The following is an 18,103-nucleotide window of genomic DNA, read 5'->3' as shown; positions in this document are numbered from 1 at the left end:
TCCTAAATTTTGAGCGCTGCGGCCATCTTCGCAAGCTTGCTGCGCACGGACGCGTCGATTACGTCGTCGCCCACTGCGATCTTCACGCCACCGATGAGTTCGGGGTCGACCCGCACTTCGATTTCGACCGGCTTGCCATAGTGGGCTTCGAGATCGGACTGGATCTGCTTTTGTTGCGCGTCGGTCAATTCGAATGCGCTGGTGACGACGGCGTGTAACCGCCCTTCGAACGCCAAGCGCTTCGCTTCGAATTGTTCGACGATCGACCCGACTACGGCGACGCGATCGTTTTCGACCAACAGCCGGACGAAATTCGCGAACCCTTCCGGCAGCGGCGCCGCTTTTTCCACGAGCACCGTGATCAGATCCGATTTGGCGGCATCATCGACGCGCGGATCGGCCAAAGCGGCCCGGACGGTATCGACCGCGACCACTTCAGCGAGCGCATGCATTGCTTGCGACCAGGGACCGAGCGCATCCGCCTCTTTCGCCAAAGCGAACGCTGCTTCGGCGTAGGGGCGAGCGATGGTTGCGGTCTCGGCCATGGTTATTTGAGTTCCTCTTTCAATCGCTGGATCAATTCGGCGTGGGCTTTGGCGTCGATTTCGCGACGCAGAATCTGCTCTGCGCCGACCAAGGCCAAGCGCGCGACCTCTTCACGGAGCTCTTCCAGAACGCGCTGCACCGACGCACGCGCCTCCTCTTCCGCCGCTTTCTGCGCACGGTTGATGATCTGAGCTGCTTCGACGCGCGCCTCTTCGATCAATTTGGCCGCCTGCTGCTCGGCGTTGGTGCGCATCGTCGCCGCTTCTTCGCGCGCTTTGCGCAACTCTTCCACTGCCCGCTTCTCGGCAAGCGCGAGGTCGGTTTTGGCCTTGTCTGCCGCCGCAAGCCCTTCAGCGATCTTCGCCGCACGCTCGTCAAGCGCCTTCATCAGGGGCGGCCAAACGAACTTCATCGTAAACCACCCCAAAATAAAGAAGACGACAAGCTGCGCGATCAGGGTTGCGTTCAAGTTCACAGTTTCACTCCTTCACGCCCACCCGGGACGCCGCGTACGTTTAGCCGACAAACGGGTTGGCCGTGGAGTACCAGAGCGCGATACCCGTACCGATAATGAACGCAGCGTCGATGAGACCAGCCAGAAGGAACATTTTGGTTTGCAGCGCATTCATCAATTCGGGCTGCCGCGCCGACGCCTCGAGGAAGCGGCTACCCATGATGCCGATGCCGATACAGGCGCCCAGAGCACCCAAACCGATGATGAGACCAGCAGCCAGAGCAACAAAGCCAACGATGCTTTCCATGATTACTCCTCAAAGTTGGATGACAAAACCTGTATATGATACCACACTTTCTTGGCGCTGCTTCAGTGCGACTCGTGCGCTTGTCCGATATAGATAAGCGTAAGCATCATGAAGATGAACGCCTGGAGCACGATGATCAGAATGTGGAAGATCGCCCAGATCGACCCTGCGATCACGTGCCCAATAAAGCCAAAGACCGTCGCGGTACCGCCGAGCAACGCGATAAGGATGAAGATGAGCTCGCCGGCATAGAGGTTGCCGAAAAGCCGCATCCCGTGTGAAACGGTCTTTGCGATGTACTCGATGATCTGCATCGCAAAATTCACCGGATAGAGCAACGGATGGTTACCGAACGGCGCGGTAAAGAGCTCATGCACCCAACCGCCAACCCCTTTGATCTTGAGGTTGTAGTAGAGCGAAATGAGCAGCACCGCGATCGACATCCCCAACGTCGCATTGAGGTCGGCGGTGGGCACGACGCGCAGATAGGCATGATGCGGATCCCCCCCGGCGGCGGCATAGATCCCTTCCCAGATGCGCGGCAGGAGATCGACCGGCAACAGGTCCATGAAGTTCATCCAGAAGATCCAGACGAACACGGTCAGCGCAAGCGGCGCCACGAATTTGCGCGATTCGGGATTATGCACGATCCCTTTGGCCTGCTCATTGACCATCTCGACCAGCATTTCGACGAAATTTTGGAAACGCCCCGGAACGCCACTGGTTGCGTGGCGCGCAGCGCGATAGAGCAGCCACACGGTGAGAATGCCCAGACCGGTGGCAAAGAAAAAGGTGTCGAGATGCAACACGGTGAAGTCGACGAGCGACTCCTGCGGATGACCCAATGTATTGAGATGGGTCAAATGGTGAATGACGTACTCAGAGGCTGTGGGTCCTTGCCCAGAAGCTGCCATGATTCCCCCTCATCGAAAAGACAAAACTCAACCATCCCGCTTTCGCCGTGAACGCGATACCGGCAAGCAACGCCAACCACACCGGCTCACCCAAAACCTTCACCGCAGCTATGAGCAGCACCACGGTGGCAACCACCTTGACCGCTTCACCCAATAGGAAAAAGCCCGCACTGGGCGCGAAGCGGGCATGGAGCGCCAACAACAGCGCAAACACGGTCCCCGGCACCGCAACGGCAACGCCACCGACGAGCGCCGAGAGCCCTGCCGCGACGCCACCCATGAGCGTTGCTGCCACGGCAACAAAAAAAGCTACGATCCAGTAGCTCGACACGATGGTGCGCAGGGTCATTCCGTCTCGTCCCAGCAAATCTTCTGTATTTTATAATTTTCGTCGCAAACGGTCAAACGTCGTGCATCGCCTCTTCCGCAAGCCCCAACCGTGCGAGCACCGCGTCGAGTTCGTCCCAGTCGGTGAAGCGAATCGTCAGCCGCCCGGGTCCTTTTCCTTTGCGTTCGATGGTGACGGGCGCGCCAATCCGCTCCGCGAGCCGCTCTTCCAGACGCAGCCAGTCGGCTGTCTTGCGCTCGGGCACACGCTTTTCCGCGGGCGGCGCCAACCGTTGCTGCACCGCGCGCTCCACCTGCCGAACCGACCAGCCCTTCGCGACGGCTTGATGGGCAAGCGCCACTTGATCTCCTGCAGAGAGCGGCAACAACGCACGGGCATGCCCCATTTCGAGGTCACCCGCCAGCACCAGTTCGCGCACCGGTTCGGCCAATTGCAGCAACCGCAGGAGGTTGGTGACTGCGGAGCGGCTGCGGCCGATCGCGTCGGCCACCTGCTGGTGGGTCATACCGAACTCTTCGATCAGCCGTTGCAACCCCTGCGCCTCTTCGATCGGGTTGAGATTTTCGCGTTGGATGTTTTCGATCAACGCGAGCGCCAACGCGGCATCGTCCGGTACGTCACGAATCAGACAGGGCAGATGGACGAGTCCGGCCATTTGTGCCGCGCGCCAGCGCCGTTCGCCCGCGATGATTTCGTAGCGCCCGACGCCGTTCGGGCGCACCACCACGGGTTGCATCACCCCTTGCACCCGGATCGACGCCGCCAACTCTTCGAGCGAACCAGGATCCATGCGGCTGCGCGGCTGGTAGCGCCCCGGTACGAGCTGATCGACGGGCAGCGCGACCACGCGCGCTTCGCCGTCCGCCGTAGGGCCTTGCGCCGGCTGACTGCTCATCGCACCCAAAAGCGCGTCCAGGCCGCGCCCCAACCCTTTCTTACTGCGACTCATGTTACCGATTCTCCAACCGTTGGCGACGATTCCGCCAGTCCCAAACGGGTGATGAGCTCTTCCGCGAACGCCAGGTAGGCTTTCGCGCCAGTCGAGCGCGGATCGTAACAGACACCGGGGAGTCCATGGCTTGGGGCTTCTGCCAGGCGGACGTTGCGCGGAATCACCGTTTGAAAGACTGTTTCGCCAAAGTGGCGTGCCAACTCTTCGGACACTTGCTGTTGCAGCGTCACCCTCGGGTCGAACATCACCCGCAGCAGACCGATGATCTCGAGCTTGGGATTCAAGCCGCTGCGCACCCGTTTGATGGTATTGGCGAGATCCGAAAGCCCTTCGAGCGCGAAATATTCACACTGCATCGGAATGATCACACCGTGCGCTGCGCAGAGCGCGTTGAGGGTCAAGAGCGACAACGACGGCGGGCAATCGATGAGTACGAGGTCGTAGTGCGCCACCCACGGTGCGATCGCGTCGGCCAGGCGGTATTCGCGGCGGGGCAGTTCGACGAGCTCGACTTCGGCACCGGCGAGCTCTCGGTTCGCCCCCACGACGTCGTACCCTGCCTTTTCTGCGCGGACGCGGGCACGCGGTAATGTCGTCAGCCCCAAAAGCAGCGGATAGACCGACTCGGTGAGCGCCAGCTTGTCGATCCCGCTTCCCATCGTGGCGTTGCCCTGCGGATCGAGGTCGATCAAAAGCGCCCGCCGCCCTTGCTGCGCAAGCGCCGCAGCCAGATTGACTGCAGTCGTGGTCTTGCCAACGCCCCCTTTTTGATTGGTGACACAAAAGACATAGCCCATCGTCACGCCTCCTGCAAAACCACGACCGCTCGGCGGGCATCGAGAAACGGTACGGTGACCGGCGTCGTCGCCACCACACGGACCCCTTCGGGGAGCGCCGCGAGTTCTTCGCTCCATTCGGCACCCTTCATCGCGAACCAGCGTCCATTGGGCGCCAGGTGGCGGCGCGTGCACGTCACGAAGTCGGCGACCGCTGCAAACGCCCGTGAGGTGATCGCCGGGAATGGTACCGTCGACTGCCACGTTTCGACCCTTGCCGCCACCACCGTCAAACGCGGCATCGCCAGTTCGATCGCACATTGTTGCACGAACGCCGCTTTTTTGCGGACGGCATCGAGCGCAACCACTTCCACAAGTGGCGCGTCGAGCGCCTCAGCAGCCAAAGCCAACGGAACCGCAGGCAGCCCCGCGCCGGTGCCGACATCGAGCAACCGCGGCGCATTCGCGACGAACGGCCACAGCGTCAGCGCATCGAGGATGTGGTGGGTCACGATCGCTTCCGGCGCCGTGATCGCAGTCAGATTGTACGCACGTCGCCACTTCATGAGCAGCGCAACAAAGTGCCAAAGCCGATCGACCAATGTCGCTGGAGCGTCAGGAAGGAGGATCGCAACGCCGTCTGCGAGCAACGTTCGGGCTTGCGCGTCGTTCATCCGTTGGCCTCGTCACGGACTAAGCCGTTACGCCGCAACCACACCAGGAGGATCGAGATCGCTGCGGGCGTCACGCCGGGGATGCGGCTCGCCTGCCCGAGCGTTACGGGCCGCTGCGCCGCGAGTTTTTGGCGTATTTCGGCCGAAAGCCCAGGAACCGAATCGTAGTCGAACCCTTCGGGGATGCGTACGGCTTCAGCGGCTTGGAGGCGCGCTACTTCGACCGCTTGCCGCTCCAGATATCCAGCGTACTTCGCTGCGATCTCCACCTGTTCGATCGCAGCTTCCGTCAGCGCGTCGTCGCGATGCGGAGTCTCCGTTTCGTTTACCGAGGGCAAGAGCGCAGCAAGCGCGGCATACCGGACGTTCGGACGCCGCAGCAGGTCGAACGCGGTCGCCTCCTTGGTGAGTGGCTCTCCCAGATGCTGCACGACACGCTCGGCGTCGCGCGAAGGCACGAACCACGTCGCCTTCAACCGCGCCACTTCCCGTTCGATCGCCTCCCGCTTGCGGCAAAAAGTTTCCCAGCGCACATCATCGACGAGCCCCAGTCGACGGCCGATTTCGGTGAGGCGCAGGTCGGCATTGTCCTCGCGCAGTTGCAACCGGAATTCGGCACGCGACGTAAACATCCGGTACGGCTCGGTGACCCCGCGGGTGATCAGATCATCCACGAGCACCGCCAGGTAAGCTTGGTCGCGGGTTAGCAGCAGCGGTTCCTGCTCGAGCGCGTAAGCGGCTGCATTCGCGCCCGCGTACAGCCCTTGTGCCGCCGCCTCTTCGTAACCCGTGGTGCCGTTGATCTGACCGGCGAAGAAGAGTCCGTGGAAGTGCTTGGTTTCGAGCGTCGCCTTGAGGTGCGTCGGGTTGTAAAAGTCGTATTCGATCGCGTACCCCGGGCGCAGGATATGGACGTTTTCCAGCCCGGGGATGGTGCGCAGGAACGCATACTGCACGTCGAACGGCAGCGACGTCGAAACCCCGTTGGGGTAGATCTCGTTCGTCTCCAGCCCCTCGGGTTCCAGGAAGACGTTGTGGCCGGTCTTGTCGGCGAAACGGTGAATCTTGTCTTCGATCGACGGGCAGTAGCGCGGACCGATCCCTTCGATCACCCCAGAATACATCGGCGAACGGTCGAGATTGGCGCGAATGATTTCGTGCGTGCGTTCGTTGGTCCGCGTGATCCAGCAGGGCAGTTGTTTGGGGTGCATCGCCCGGCTGCCCATAAAACTGAAGACCGGCTCTGGGTCGTCACCCGGTTGGACTTGACACTTGCTGAAATCGATCGTGCGCGCGTCGAGCCGCGCCGGGGTTCCCGTTTTCAATCGCCCTTTCGGCAGACCCAATTCGGCCAAACGCGCAGCCAGCGCGATCGCTGGCGGATCCCCCGCACGCCCCGCCGCGTAGTGCTGCAACCCGACGTGGATCAAGCCGTTCAAAAAAGTACCGGTGGTCAAAACTACGGCACGCGCGTCGAACCGGATCCCCAGCTGCGTCACGACCCCGGCAACCGCGTCGCCCGCCAGCACGACGTCGTCGACCGCTTGCTGGAACAGCCACAGATTGGGTTGGTTTTCGAGCCGCTTGCGAATCGCTTTCTTATAAAGCACCCGATCCGCTTGCGCCCGTGTGGCCCGGACCGCGGGCCCTTTGCTCGCGTTCAGCGTGCGGAACTGAATCCCGGCCTCGTCGGTGGCCAGCGCCATCGCGCCACCGAGTGCGTCGACCTCTTTGACGAGATGGCCTTTGCCGATACCACCGATCGACGGATTGCAGCTCATCTGCCCCAGTGTGTCGAGGTTGTGGGTAAGCAGCAACGTCTTCGCGCCGCGCCGCGCAGCCGCGAGCGCCGCCTCGGTTCCGGCATGGCCACCGCCGACGACGATGACGTCGAAGCGTTCGGGAAAGTGCATGGTGTTTTCGCTAAGGCTTTCGAAAAACAGATTATTTTATCACGACAAGCCCGCAGACTCCTGAAGTCGGTAGAGCAGTCGAATCTCCTCGGGCCAGAGCGACTCGTCGATCGTCTCCAACACCATGGGGATGTCGTCGAAACGGGGGTCGTTCATGATGTAGCGAAAAACTTCGAGCCCCAGTTCGCCTTGTTCCAGCGCGTGGTGGCGGTCGACCCGGCTTCCGAGTTTGGCCTTCGAACCGTTCAAGTGCATCCCGCGCAGATAACGAAACCCCACGGTCCGATCGAATTGCGTGAAGACGGCGTCGCACGCTTCCCAGGTACGCAAGTCGTACCCCGCTGCGAACATGTGACAGGTGTCGAGACAAACCCCGACCCGCGCTTTGTCCTGCACCCGATCGATGATCTGAGCAAGGTGCTCAAAGGAGTAGCCGACGTTACTCCCTTGTCCGGCGGTAATCTCGATCACGGCGACCACCTCCGGCACTGCGTCGAGCGCGAGATCGATCGACTCCGCCACCCGCGCCAAACATTCCGTCTCACTGATTTTGCCCAGGTGCGCCCCAGGGTGAAAATTGAGATAGCGCAGGCCCAGTTGTGCGCAACGCTGCATCTCATCGACGAACGCAGCACGCGATTTCGCCAACCCCTCGGGTTCGGGGTGGCCCAAATTGATGAGGTAGCTGTCATGGGGCAGTACGTGTTCCGCGCGGATCCCCACCCGTTCCAGGTTGGCACGAAACGCCGCAATACTGTGTTCGCTCAGGGGTTTCGCAACCCACTGGCGCTGATTTTTGGTAAAAAGGGCAAACGCGTTTGCCCCGATCGCTGCGGCGTTGAGCGGTGCATTTTCGACCCCGCCTGCCGCACTCACGTGCGCACCCACATATTTCGCCATAACCGTCCTCGCTTCCCACTACCCTACGAGAGCGTCCGACCGCAACTGCGACAGACACCCGCGTCGTAATCGGGATCACAGAGACCCAGACACCCCGTCTCGGCATCCCCGCCCCACGATTCGGCGTCGTGCCGGTTACGCAAAGTCGCCAGCCGCTCCGGCAACTGCTGCCAGATACGGGCTTGTTCGCTGTTGCTCGCCGTCCCCCAACGCGCGATTTCGTCGCGGGTACGCCCGCAGCCGACACACCACCCGGTGGTGTCGTCGATGCGGCAGACTTGGATACAGGGCGATTGCATCGATAGGTGCTCCCGTTCTCTACCGGATCCACAGACGACCCGAATTCCCAATCGAACCCGTTACACTACCAGAATAAGCGCGCAACGCATGGGCCGGCTTCGGTGCCGCGTTCGGACCGACGTTGATTTTGGCCCTGCTCTGGCCTAAGATGAGTCGTGCCGGCGCATTTGCCGGGATCATCGTCGGCGGCGTCACGGTGGTCGTGTGGAAACAGCTCTCGGGCGGCATTTTCGACCTTTACGAAATCGTCCCGGGCTTTTTGTTCGCGCTGATCGCGATCGTCGCCGTGTCGAAATGGAAGCCGCAGAACGCCTGATGGGCGCAATGCGCCGATAATAACGCTGTAAACGAACCAGGAGGAGCCCCGTGGAGCCAGCCGTCATCGTCCCGTTGTTGGCGCAAGCGCTCGATCCCAACGACGCTGTCAGCGAAGCCCATTTGACCGAATGGGCGGAACACCTCGCGGTCACCGCCCAGCAACCGCCCGAGCAACAGGGCTGGCGATGGCGATGGCAACGGGTCTCGCTCCCGGACGGGGAAGGCGAAGCGCTCGCGATCGCACAGCCCGACCGGCCGCTCCTTTTCGCCACCGCCCTCATCGCGTTCGACCGCGCCGGAATTCGCCCGCGCTTTGCCTTCCATCCCGTGGTCACCGCAGCCGATGGCCAACCCGAATCGTGGATGCTCTTCATCTGCGAGCCGCTCCCGAAAGCGGCGCGCGCCACGCTCGAAGCGGCGCTCACGGAAGGGTTCCTGCAAGCGGTGGCGGCGAGTGACGACTGGCCACTGATGCGCGAGCGCGCCAACGTCACTGCGTCACTGTTGCCGCGCTGGTGCGGCACGCAATCCGATCCCACCTGGGTACGCGAATGCCAAGCGCTCCTGGAATGGGTCGCTTCGGGTCACTTCGTGCTCCTGGGGTGTCGCGACTATCAAGTGGAGCGCAATAGCGATTCCGTTCAACTGCGGCGCATTCCGGGCAGTGGTCTGGGGGTGTTGCGCGACAGCAGCGCCCGCTCGGAATACTCCGAATCGTTCGCGCGGCTGCCTGCGCCAGCGCGCGAACTCTTGCTGCACTATCCCGAACCGATGTTGATCACGCAGGGCAGTCAGCGCGCGATCGTCCACCGCTACGCTTACCCCAGCGAAATCCTGGTCTGGGAACGCGACGCCAGCGGAACCGCGGTGCGCGAACGGCGCTTCCTGGGGTTGTGGACCGCAACCGCGTACCGCTACCCCGTCGCGCAACTCCCGCTGCTGCGCCACAAAGCGGCAGCGGTACAACAGGCGGTCGGCGCACGGCCAGGCAGCCACCTGGAGCGTGCGCTTGCGCTGGTGCTCGACCTCTACCCGCGCGACGAGGCGTTCCAAGTGGACGTCGCTACCTGGAGCGCCCATGCCCAGGCGATCCTCCGCGCGCAGGAGCGGCGTCAGATCCGTCTGATCACGCGCCGCGACACCTTCGGTCGCTTCGTCTCGGTGCAACTGATCACGCCGCGCGACGGGTACGACACCGAAACCCGCCTGGCAATCCAAAACCACCTCGAAACTGCATTCGGCGCGCAAAACACCGACGCTGAAGTCATCTTCACCGATTCGGCAACGGCCCGCGTCTGGTTCCGCTTCTGGTTGCCCCAACCCACACTGGACCTCACCTGGGACGAAGCGCAGCTCGAGCGTACCGTTGCCGCGATTGCGTTGCCTTGGCGCGAGCGGCTCTGGCAAGCGCTGCACAACGCCGCGCCCAAACGGCTCAGCGAACGCGCATGGGCCTCTTTCCACCATGGTTTCGACGCCGTTGCCCAACGCCGTTGGCGTCCCGAGGTGATCGCGCCGGATCTCCTCGCGCTCGCACAGCTCCCCGACGATTGCAACCTCTGGCTCACGCTCGAACCAGACCCCGCCCCCAGCGAAACCGAACCGCGTTGGCAATTGCGTCTGTGGCACCGCTTCGCCCCAGCGCTCCTCGCTGACCTCAGCCCCCTTCTGGAATCCCTCGGCGCGCGGCTTCTGGAAGAAAACGCCGACGAGATCCGAACCGACGCCGGTTCGTGGTGGCTACACGATCTACGACTCACTATCGCATGGGGGGATCCGCCCAAGCCCGAGGACATCGAACGCTTCATCGCTGCGTTCCACGCGCTCTGGGCCCGCCGCGCAGACTGCGACGGCTACAACCGGCTGGTGACCCTAGCCGGCTTGACCTGGCGCGAAGCGCTCTTGTGGCGCGCCTACGCCGCGTGGCTCAAGCAAAGCGCGCTACCGTTCACCCCCAACTACATTCTGGAAATGGTCTTACGCCATCCGGCGTTCGTTCGAGCCTGGACCCAAGCGTTCCACGCCCGTTTCGACCCAAAACGAACGCACGACCACGCCGCGGCGTACCAAGAATGGCGCGAACGGCTCGCCGCGCTCATCGAGCAACTCCCCACCCTCGACGAAGAACGCATCGCCCGCGCGTTTCTCGCCACGCTCGACGCCACGGTTCGCACCAACTTCTACCGCGAAGACGAGGCCGGAACCCCACGTCCGTGGCTGGCACTCAAGATCGCGTCGCAGACGATCGACTTCCTTCCCGACCCGAAACCGTGGCGCGAGACCTTCGTCTTCGCCCCCAACGTCGAAGGGGTCCATCTGCGCGGCGGCCCGGTCGCGCGCGGCGGGCTGCGCTGGTCGGATCGCAAAGACGACTACCGCACCGAAATTTTGGGGCTGATGAAGGCACAGCTCGTCAAGAACGCGCTGATCGTCCCCACGGGCGCCAAAGGGGGTTTCATCGTCCGTAACGCTGCCCCCACCCACGATCGCGCTGCGTGGCAAGCCGCCGGGCTCGATGCCTACCGCACCTACCTGCGCGGCCTCCTCGATCTTGCCGACAACCGCGTCGAAGGAACAATCGTCCCGCCGCCCCAGGTGGTTCGCCACGACGACGACGACCCGTACCTGGTCGTTGCCGCCGACAAAGGAACCGCCACCTTTTCCGACACTGCGAACGCCATCGCCTCCGAATATGGCTTCTGGCTCGGTGACGCGTTCGCCTCCGGTGGCTCGGTGGGTTACGACCACAAAAAACTCGGCATCACGGCACGCGGCACCTGGGTTGCGATCGAACGCCATCTGCGCGAACTGGGAATCGACATCGCCACCCAGCCGATCACCGTCGTCGGAATCGGCGACATGTCCGGCGACGTCTTCGGCAACGGGATGCTCGCGCACCGCACCCTCAAACTCATCGCCGCGTTCGACCACCGCCACATCTTCATCGATCCCGATCCCGACCCCGTAATCAGCTACCGGGAGCGGGAACGGCTCTTTCGCCTCCCCAGTTCCAGTTGGGACGACTACCGCCGCGACTGTCTCTCCGAAGGGGGCGGGATCTGGCCGCGGACGGCGAAGCGCATCCCGCTCTCACCGCAAGCGCGCGCCGCGTTGGGACTTCCGGAAACGGTAACGGCGCTTACCCCACCCGAACTGATCCAAGCGATCTTGCGCGCTCCGGTCGACCTGCTCTACAACGGCGGAATCGGCACCTACGTCAAAGCCAGTACGGAGAGCCACGCGGAGGCAGGGGACCGCGCGAACGACGCCGTGCGCGTCGACGCCAACACATTGCGCTGCCGCATCGTCGGCGAAGGCGGAAACCTGGGCTTTACCCAACGGGCGCGGGTCGAATACGCGCTCCTAGGGGGGCGCATCGAAACCGACGCGATCCACAACTCGGGCGGCGTCGACTGCTCCGACCACGAAGTGAACCTCAAGATCGCGCTCGGGCTCGGCGTAGAACACGGAAAAATCGCCGCCGAAACACGCGACGCCCGCTTCATGGGTATGGCCGACGCCGTGGTCCAAGCGGTGCTACACGACAACTTCACCCAAACCGAAGCGATCGCGCTCGATGCGTTGCGCGGTGGGCACGGTTGGCCGGCGTGGCGCCATTTCATCTCGCGGCTGGTCGCTGAAAAACTGCTCGACCGTTGCCTGGAACGGATCCCGAGCGACGTCGAAATGGCCGAGCGCGAAGAGAACGGCGTGGGCCTCACTCGTCCGGAACTCTCGGTGCTCCTTGCGTACGCCAAACTCGAAGTGAAAGCGGCGCTACTTGCGAGCGCCTGTCTCGACGACCCGCTCCTGGCCCGTGACTACCCGCGCTACTTCCCTTCCGAACTGGCTGACGACTTGGGCGAAACGCTTCATGAACACCCCTTACGGCGGGAGATCGTCGCAACGCTTTGGACCAATCGACTCATCGACCGTCTGGGCATCACCACCGTCGACGAACTGGCGCAAGAAACCGGCGCCGCGATACCCGAAATCGCGCGCGCTTTCACACTCGTTTGGCACCTCTTCGCCCTTGAAGTACGGCTGGCCGAAATCGACGCGCTGGCAGGCGCAATACCCGAAGCGACACGGTACGAGGCGCTCACCTGGCTACGGAACCACTGCCGCCAAGCGGTAACCGGGTTCCTATCCGAACCCACTTGGCAGCAACAAACCGGCGATGCGCTGCTCCCGACACTCGAAGCGGCCGCAAACACGCTGCGCTCGCTTTGGCGCGAAGCCACCCAGCCCAACTTGGCGCAGATTCGGGTCGAGGCGATCGAACGCTGGCAACGCGCGGGTCTTTCCGAAGCGCTCGCCACCGAGTTGGCGTGGCTCCCCACCGCGTCGGCACTCTTCACACTCGCCGCGCTGGCACAGGAGACGGGGCAACCGCTCGAAGCCGTAGCCGCGGTCTATTGGGCGCTTCAGGGGAAATGAGCGCATCGGAACTCTTCGCGCTTTTCTTTGCCTGGCCGGAGCAGGGGCTCCCTCTTGCGCCCGTCCGGTACCAACCCCTGCTCGTCGCCCTTTCGGTCACGATTGCAGTCCTAGCTGGCATTGGAGCGCTGCAACTCCTTTCGCTCGCGCGCCATCCAGAACGCTTTGGCCCGCGCCTCAGCCACGCCTCATTTCTTTTCGCCGTGCCGATGCTGGGCTTCGGCGTATGGAGCATGCACTTCATCGGGATGCTGGCTGCAGACGTCTGCCAACCCGTCACCTACGCGTTCGGGCCGACTGCGCTTTCGGTCGTTCCCAGTCTGTTTGCCGCCTGGGTGGGTTTGCGCCTGCTGCGCCACCGTAGCGTCACGACACGCGACCTCCTCGTGGCCGGGGTGCTGGTCGGCGCCGGTATCGGCGCGATGCACTACACCGGGATGGCCGGAATGATCACGTTGGGCGAAATCCGCTACCACCCCGTGTGGTTTCTGCTCTCGATCGTCGTTGCCGTTGCGTTTTCGTGCCTCGCTTTCTTTTTGCACTTCCATCGTGGGTGGTTGCGATTCCATCGCCTGCCGCGCGTCGTGGTTTCGGGCACAGTGATTGGATTGGCGATCAGCGCAATGCACTACACGGCGATGGCAGGCACCCTCTTCATTGGGCAACCGGTTGCCGATTGGCAACCCGGGCAAGGCTTCAATTGGCCACTGGCGCTCGCGATCGTGGTCGTATTGCTCGTCGTGTTCGGTTTCTTTGGTGGTCTCTTCGCGATCTTCGGATGGCGCGCCACCGCCCAGCGCGCAGCCCAGCGCGCAGCGCTCTTTCACCAACTGCTTGACCACCTCCCATTTGCCATCGTCCGTTTTCGAATCCATCGTGGTCAGATCACCCGCATTTGGGCATCGCGCGCGTTGGAAACGCTCACGGGGCTTTCGCCTGCACGCTATTTGGCGGGCAAAGGGTCTCTGCTCGATTTTCTACCGCCGCAATCGCGTAGCGAAATTTTGGCGCGCTTCTCCGCGGCGCTCTCTCGAGAAAAACCCGAAATCACCGATACCTTGACGCTCCATTTACCCGACGGCAGCGTCCGTCGGGTTTCCGTCCGCGTTTTGGTCACCCCGCTCGGTAGTGAAGGAGATGAAGTAGATCTGGTCCTCTCCGACCTCACGCCCATCGAAACCCAGGCAGAGACGCTAGCGCAACTCGTACGCGCGATCGATGGACTGCTCCTTCGCGCCCGCCTCTCCCTTGATGGGGTTTTTCTGGAAATCAATGCGCGCCTTGCCGAAACCCTTGGCTATTCCCCCGAGGCGCTCATCGGTCAAGCCCATACATCGCTATGGCCGGACGACTACCCTCAAGAAGCGCGCGACACCTTCTGGGCACGGTTGCGCCAAGGCGAAACGATCGAGGGCACCTTTCCCCGCAAAACGAAAGAGGGAAAAATTCGCCATCTGCACGGTTGGTACCAACCGATGCGCCGCCTCGACGGTACGATCGACCATGTGTTGAAGCTTGCTATCGACATCACCGCGCAGATCGAAACGCAACACGCACTCGAACAGGCAAAGCAGGAACTGGAGGTCGCGCTGGCCCGAGAGCGCCGCTTCTTCTCGGCGATTTCGCATGAAATTCGCACCCCGCTCAACGCGGTACTCGGTTTTGCCGAACTGATCCAACAAGACCACCCCGAAGACACACGGCTGCAGGAACGCACCTCGGCCATCCTCGCTGCGGGGCGCACGCTGCTCACGCTCCTGAACGATCTCCTCGACCTGGCGAAACTCGAAGCGGGCGCATTTACGCTCCGTCCCACTCCCACACGCCTCGACCGCCTCCTGCACGAACTCACCAGCCACTACGCGCTGCTCGCGCGCCAGAAAGGGCTGCGCTTCACCTTGTCTTTACCGAATGATTTGCCTCGCTGCTGGTCGGCAGACGGTGATCGGCTGCGGCAAATACTCGGTAATTTGCTCAACAACGCCCTCAAATTCACCGAACAGGGGGAAATCGCGCTCGGTGCCGAGTGGGATGGCCAAACACTTGTGCTCTTCGTTCGCGACACCGGCCCAGGGATCCCACCCGCCAAGCAACAGGAGATCTTCACCCCGTTCGTGCAAGTCGAAGAGGTCACCACGCGCCGCCATGGCGGCACCGGACTGGGACTTGCGATCGTCCGCGATCTTGCGCGGGCGATGGGCGGAGACGTACAGGTCGCGAGCACCCCGGGAGCCGGCGCCACCTTTACCCTCACGCTCCCGCTCACTCCGCTACCCGAAACCGACTGTCCCGACGAAGCGCTACCCCACGCCATCGGCGACAGCGCAGCTGCTTTGCTTGCCGGCAAATCGATCCTTGCTGCCGACGACGTCGCCCTCAACCGGGAACTGCTCGCAGCGCTCCTTACGCGCCTGGGCGCCGCGGTCACCTGTGTGGCCAGCGGCAATGCCTTTTTCGCCCACTATACCGCCTGTCCCGACCGTTGGGTTGCTGGGCTGCTCGACCTACGAATGCCCGATGGCGACGGCATCACCACCGCGCGTGCCATCCGCCATTTCGAACGAGCGATGGGATTGGCGCCGCTGCCCCTCATCGCCCTCACGGGACAAGTGGCGCAAGAAGAGCGCGACGCCTGCCACGAAGCGGGTTTCGACGCCTTTTTGGCGAAACCGCTCCAACAACGGGAGCTGATCGCCGTTTTGCAACCCCTTGTGGAGATGCGCGACCGCCTCCGGGCCCACGAAAAGACCTCCCCAGACAACACCATCGACGCACCAGAGGCCGCTTTTGGCTTGATCGACCCCGAACAGGGTCAAGCGCTGTGGCGCGACGCCTGGCTGACCAAAGCCCAAACATGGCTCGATACGGTACCGCAAGCGGTCGACGCGGTTCGCGACTGGTCCGCTGCCGAATGGCACCGAATTGCTGGCACGGCAGCCAATCTGGCCCTGCCCCGCCTAGCACACTTGGCACGAACGTTAGAACGCCACACCGCCGACAGCACAGCGCGCGAAGCTCCGCTCGATACCTTTGTCGCCACGGTGCGTGCCACGGCGCATGCGCTTGCGGCACTGACCGCCACCCAACACCCGGACGGGTTACATCGGCCAGAGCGTATTACCCAATGCGATCCCACGCCACTACCCGACGCGGACCGTCAAGCACTCCTTGCTATGATCCGGCGTGGCGAAATCACCGGCCCGGCGCTCGACGCAATCCGCGAAACGCATCCCCGCCTGTGGCACAATCTCAACACAGCGCTCGACGCCTTCGATTTTGCCCAAGCAGAAATGCTCGTCCGCACTGCCCCAACACCAGGAGACCTGCCGGATGGAGACCCGCTTTCCCACAACCCCGCAACCCGAACTGCTCCTCGTTGACGACGAAGTCACGAATCTCCAACTCCTGCGTCAGATTCTGGCCCCCCACTATCGCCTCCGCTTTGCCCGAAACGGCACCGAAGCCCTGCAGCGCGTTGCCGAAAGCGTGCCCGATTTGGTCGTCTTGGACGTGATGATGCCGGAGATGAACGGATTCGAAGTGGCGCGACGCATTCGCTCGAACCCAGAAACCCGGCATCTTCCTATCCTCTTTTGCACCGCGCTGGGCGACCCGATCCACGAAACGGAAGGGTTTACCGCAGGTGGCGTCGACTACCTCACCAAACCGATTTCGCCGCCGGTGTTGCTTGCGCGCGTCCGCACCCACCTCAGCCTGGTGGCCCGTGACGAGCTGGAACGCACGCGGCTCGCCATCATTCAGCGGTTAGGGCGCGCCGCCGAATACAAAGACAACGAAACGGGGCGCCACGTGATCCGCATGAGCCACTTCAGCCGTCTGATCGCCGAAGCGCTCGGCGCCCCGCGCGAATGGAGCGAACAACTGTTTGCCGCAGCGCCGATGCACGACATCGGCAAGATCGGGATTCCAGACCATATCCTCCTCAAGCCGGGCAAACTGGATGCCGACGAATGGCGTGTGATGCGTACCCATCCCGAAATCGGCGCCGCGATCATCGGTGAAGACCCATCGAGCCTGCTGCAAATGGCGCGTCGCATCGCGCTCGAACACCACGAAAAATGGGACGGCAGCGGTTATCCCTACGGAAAACAAAGCGAAACGATCAGCATCGAAGCGCGCATCGTTGCCGTGGCCGACGTCTTCGACGCCCTGACGAGCGCCCGCCCCTACAAACCGGCGTGGTCGATCGACCGCGCAGTCGCCCTCCTGCGTGAGGAGAGCGGCCGCCACTTCTGGCCCGAAGCCGTGACGGCGTTTCTGGACAACCTAGACGCGGCACAGGAAATCCAAAACCAGTGGCGGGATGAGGTTGACGTCGAAAACCCCATGGAGGCGTAATGATGAGCACACCCTCTTTTCTCGAAACCTTTTTCGCCGACAGCGACGCGTCCATTCAGGGGTGCCTGCGTTGCCGTGGGGAAAACGCTCAGTTACATATCCCCTTGCGCATGGCGTTTCAGCCCATAGTAGACGCCGCGCACCGAACCCTCTTCGCCTACGAAGCGCTCGTTCGCGGCGCCAACGGCGAAGGGGCGGCAACGGTGCTCAGCCAAGTCACCGAGAGCAATCGCTACCACTTCGACCAGACCTGCCGAGTCCTGGCGATTGCAACGGCGAAGCGCCTGGGACTTACAGCCCGGCTTTCGATCAACTTTCTACCCAACGCGGTCTATGAACCGGCAAGCTGCATCCGCCTCACCCTTGCTGCCGCCGAGAAAGTGGGCTTCGATCCAACGCTGCTCATCTTCGAGCTCACAGAAGAGCAAAAAATCGAAAATCCCGACCACGTGCTGCGCATCATCACCGATTATCAGGCGCGTGGTTTTGCCACCGCGATCGACGACTTCGGCGCCGGTTACTCGGGACTCAACCTCTTGGCCGACTACCAACCCAACCTGATCAAGCTTGACATCGGCCTCGTTCAGGGCATCGACAAAAACCCAGTGCGCCAGGCGATCGTCGCCGGCATCTTCGATACCGCCCAACGCTTAGGAATCACCACGATCGCAGAAGGGGTGGAGACCGCCGAGGAGTACCGCTGGCTGCGCAATCTGGGCATTACCCTTTTTCAAGGCTATCTCTTTGCCAAACCTGAGGTGGAAGCGCTCCCGCAACCCAACTGGCAAGTGGTCGATGAAACCGGCGCATGACCTCCGCGCGTAGCACACCGCCGAAATGCTCCGCACCCTGTCTGGGCGTTACGATCAGGCTGCCCGCGCCGCGACCACCACCCCCCCTG

General features: G+C 62.6%; 15 protein-coding genes and 1 pseudogene. 5 read left to right on the top strand and 11 right to left on the bottom strand.

Annotation, left to right across the window (positions count from 1 at the left end):
* Positions 1 to 2 precede the first annotated feature (2 nt).
* From HPTL_RS00435 to HPTL_RS00385, 11 genes are all read right to left on the bottom strand, one after another.
* Entirely contained in the window at positions 3 to 545 is a 543-nt protein-coding gene (locus tag HPTL_RS00435; RefSeq protein ID WP_119334210.1) for a F0F1 ATP synthase subunit delta, read from the bottom strand.
* A gap of 2 nt (positions 546 to 547) precedes the next feature.
* Complete coding sequence (locus tag HPTL_RS00430; protein WP_119334209.1) at positions 548 to 1,021, bottom strand: F0F1 ATP synthase subunit B; 474 nt, start codon at positions 1,019 to 1,021, stop codon at positions 548 to 550.
* A 40-nt stretch (positions 1,022 to 1,061) separates the two neighbouring features.
* Complete coding sequence (gene atpE, locus HPTL_RS00425; protein WP_119334208.1) at positions 1,062 to 1,307, bottom strand: F0F1 ATP synthase subunit C; 246 nt, start codon at positions 1,305 to 1,307, stop codon at positions 1,062 to 1,064.
* A 62-nt stretch (positions 1,308 to 1,369) separates the two neighbouring features.
* Positions 1,370 to 2,221 (bottom strand): F0F1 ATP synthase subunit A, encoded by an 852-nt coding sequence (atpB, locus tag HPTL_RS00420; protein WP_119334207.1) that lies wholly within the window; start codon positions 2,219 to 2,221, stop codon positions 1,370 to 1,372.
* Positions 2,187 to 2,570, bottom strand: coding sequence for an ATP synthase subunit I (locus HPTL_RS00415; protein WP_119334206.1), 384 nt, complete (start codon positions 2,568 to 2,570; stop codon positions 2,187 to 2,189). Before HPTL_RS00415 ends, atpB begins: the two co-directional genes overlap by 35 nt.
* A gap of 52 nt (positions 2,571 to 2,622) precedes the next feature.
* The gene (locus tag HPTL_RS00410; protein WP_119334205.1) at positions 2,623 to 3,519 is read right to left on the bottom strand and encodes a ParB/RepB/Spo0J family partition protein; all 897 of its coding nucleotides are present in this window, start codon (positions 3,517 to 3,519) and stop codon (positions 2,623 to 2,625) included.
* Positions 3,516 to 4,319 (bottom strand): ParA family protein, encoded by an 804-nt coding sequence (locus HPTL_RS00405; protein ID WP_119334204.1) that lies wholly within the window; start codon positions 4,317 to 4,319, stop codon positions 3,516 to 3,518. Before HPTL_RS00405 ends, HPTL_RS00410 begins: the two co-directional genes overlap by 4 nt.
* A 2-nt stretch (positions 4,320 to 4,321) precedes the next feature.
* Positions 4,322 to 4,972, bottom strand: coding sequence for a 16S rRNA (guanine(527)-N(7))-methyltransferase RsmG (rsmG, locus tag HPTL_RS00400; protein ID WP_119334203.1), 651 nt, complete (start codon positions 4,970 to 4,972; stop codon positions 4,322 to 4,324).
* On the bottom strand, positions 4,969 to 6,885 hold the full coding sequence (mnmG, locus tag HPTL_RS00395) for a tRNA uridine-5-carboxymethylaminomethyl(34) synthesis enzyme MnmG (protein WP_119334202.1): 1,917 nt from the start codon (positions 6,883 to 6,885) through the stop codon (positions 4,969 to 4,971). The genes rsmG and mnmG overlap by 4 nt, the downstream gene beginning before the upstream one ends.
* Before the next feature lie 39 nt (positions 6,886 to 6,924).
* A complete protein-coding gene (gene nfo / locus HPTL_RS00390; RefSeq protein WP_119334201.1) occupies positions 6,925 to 7,785 on the bottom strand; it encodes a deoxyribonuclease IV in 861 nt (286 codons plus the stop codon).
* A 23-nt stretch (positions 7,786 to 7,808) separates the two neighbouring features.
* Positions 7,809 to 8,084 (bottom strand): DUF1289 domain-containing protein, encoded by a 276-nt coding sequence (locus tag HPTL_RS00385; RefSeq protein WP_119334200.1) that lies wholly within the window; start codon positions 8,082 to 8,084, stop codon positions 7,809 to 7,811.
* 86 nt (positions 8,085 to 8,170) lie between these two features.
* On the opposite strand from HPTL_RS00385, the pseudogene HPTL_RS00380 reads away from it, so the two are divergent.
* The 5 genes and pseudogenes from HPTL_RS00380 to HPTL_RS00360 form a co-directional block, all read left to right on the top strand.
* Positions 8,171 to 8,401, top strand: a pseudogene (locus HPTL_RS00380) (sodium:solute symporter family transporter); the annotation flags it as partial.
* A 50-nt stretch (positions 8,402 to 8,451) separates the two neighbouring features.
* Positions 8,452 to 12,843 carry an NAD-glutamate dehydrogenase gene (locus HPTL_RS00375; RefSeq protein ID WP_119334198.1) on the top strand — a complete coding sequence of 1,464 codons (4,392 nt, stop codon included), beginning with the start codon at positions 8,452 to 8,454 and terminating at the stop codon, positions 12,841 to 12,843.
* Positions 12,840 to 16,223, top strand: a complete 3,384-nt coding sequence (locus HPTL_RS00370) for an MHYT domain-containing protein (protein ID WP_119334197.1) — start codon at positions 12,840 to 12,842, stop codon at positions 16,221 to 16,223. Before HPTL_RS00375 ends, HPTL_RS00370 begins: the two co-directional genes overlap by 4 nt.
* A complete protein-coding gene (locus HPTL_RS00365) occupies positions 16,174 to 17,202 on the top strand; it encodes a response regulator (protein ID WP_119334196.1) in 1,029 nt (342 codons plus the stop codon). Before HPTL_RS00370 ends, HPTL_RS00365 begins: the two co-directional genes overlap by 50 nt.
* Positions 17,203 to 17,204: 2 nt before the next feature.
* Positions 17,205 to 18,014, top strand: a complete 810-nt coding sequence (locus HPTL_RS00360) for an EAL domain-containing protein (protein ID WP_119334195.1) — start codon at positions 17,205 to 17,207, stop codon at positions 18,012 to 18,014.
* The last annotated feature ends 89 nt before the right edge of the window (positions 18,015 to 18,103 follow it).

It is taken from the genome of Hydrogenophilus thermoluteolus, from assembly GCF_003574215.1.
Classification (GTDB): Bacteria; Pseudomonadota; Gammaproteobacteria; order Burkholderiales; family Rhodocyclaceae; genus Hydrogenophilus; species Hydrogenophilus thermoluteolus.
This window is presented reverse-complemented; position numbering and strand designations above follow the sequence as displayed.

Bases quoted from the DNA above. Each gene is read 5' to 3' on its own strand.
- nfo (WP_119334201.1), bottom strand. From the start codon at position 7,785: ATGGCGAAATATGTGGGTGCGCACGTGAGTGCGGCAGGCGGGGTCGAA.
- HPTL_RS00365 (WP_119334196.1), top strand. From the start codon at position 16,174: ATGGAGACCCGCTTTCCCACAACCCCGCAACCCGAACTGCTCCTCGTT.
- HPTL_RS00360 (WP_119334195.1), top strand. From the start codon at position 17,205: ATGAGCACACCCTCTTTTCTCGAAACCTTTTTCGCCGACAGCGACGCG.
- rsmG (WP_119334203.1), bottom strand. From the start codon at position 4,972: ATGAACGACGCGCAAGCCCGAACGTTGCTCGCAGACGGCGTTGCGATC.
- HPTL_RS00405 (WP_119334204.1), bottom strand. From the start codon at position 4,319: ATGGGCTATGTCTTTTGTGTCACCAATCAAAAAGGGGGCGTTGGCAAG.
- HPTL_RS00370 (WP_119334197.1), top strand. From the start codon at position 12,840: ATGAGCGCATCGGAACTCTTCGCGCTTTTCTTTGCCTGGCCGGAGCAG.
- HPTL_RS00385 (WP_119334200.1), bottom strand. From the start codon at position 8,084: ATGCAATCGCCCTGTATCCAAGTCTGCCGCATCGACGACACCACCGGG.
- mnmG (WP_119334202.1), bottom strand. From the start codon at position 6,885: ATGCACTTTCCCGAACGCTTCGACGTCATCGTCGTCGGCGGTGGCCAT.
- HPTL_RS00435 (WP_119334210.1), bottom strand. From the start codon at position 545: ATGGCCGAGACCGCAACCATCGCTCGCCCCTACGCCGAAGCAGCGTTC.
- HPTL_RS00415 (WP_119334206.1), bottom strand. From the start codon at position 2,570: ATGACCCTGCGCACCATCGTGTCGAGCTACTGGATCGTAGCTTTTTTT.
- HPTL_RS00410 (WP_119334205.1), bottom strand. From the start codon at position 3,519: ATGAGTCGCAGTAAGAAAGGGTTGGGGCGCGGCCTGGACGCGCTTTTG.
- atpE (WP_119334208.1), bottom strand. From the start codon at position 1,307: ATGGAAAGCATCGTTGGCTTTGTTGCTCTGGCTGCTGGTCTCATCATC.
- atpB (WP_119334207.1), bottom strand. From the start codon at position 2,221: ATGGCAGCTTCTGGGCAAGGACCCACAGCCTCTGAGTACGTCATTCAC.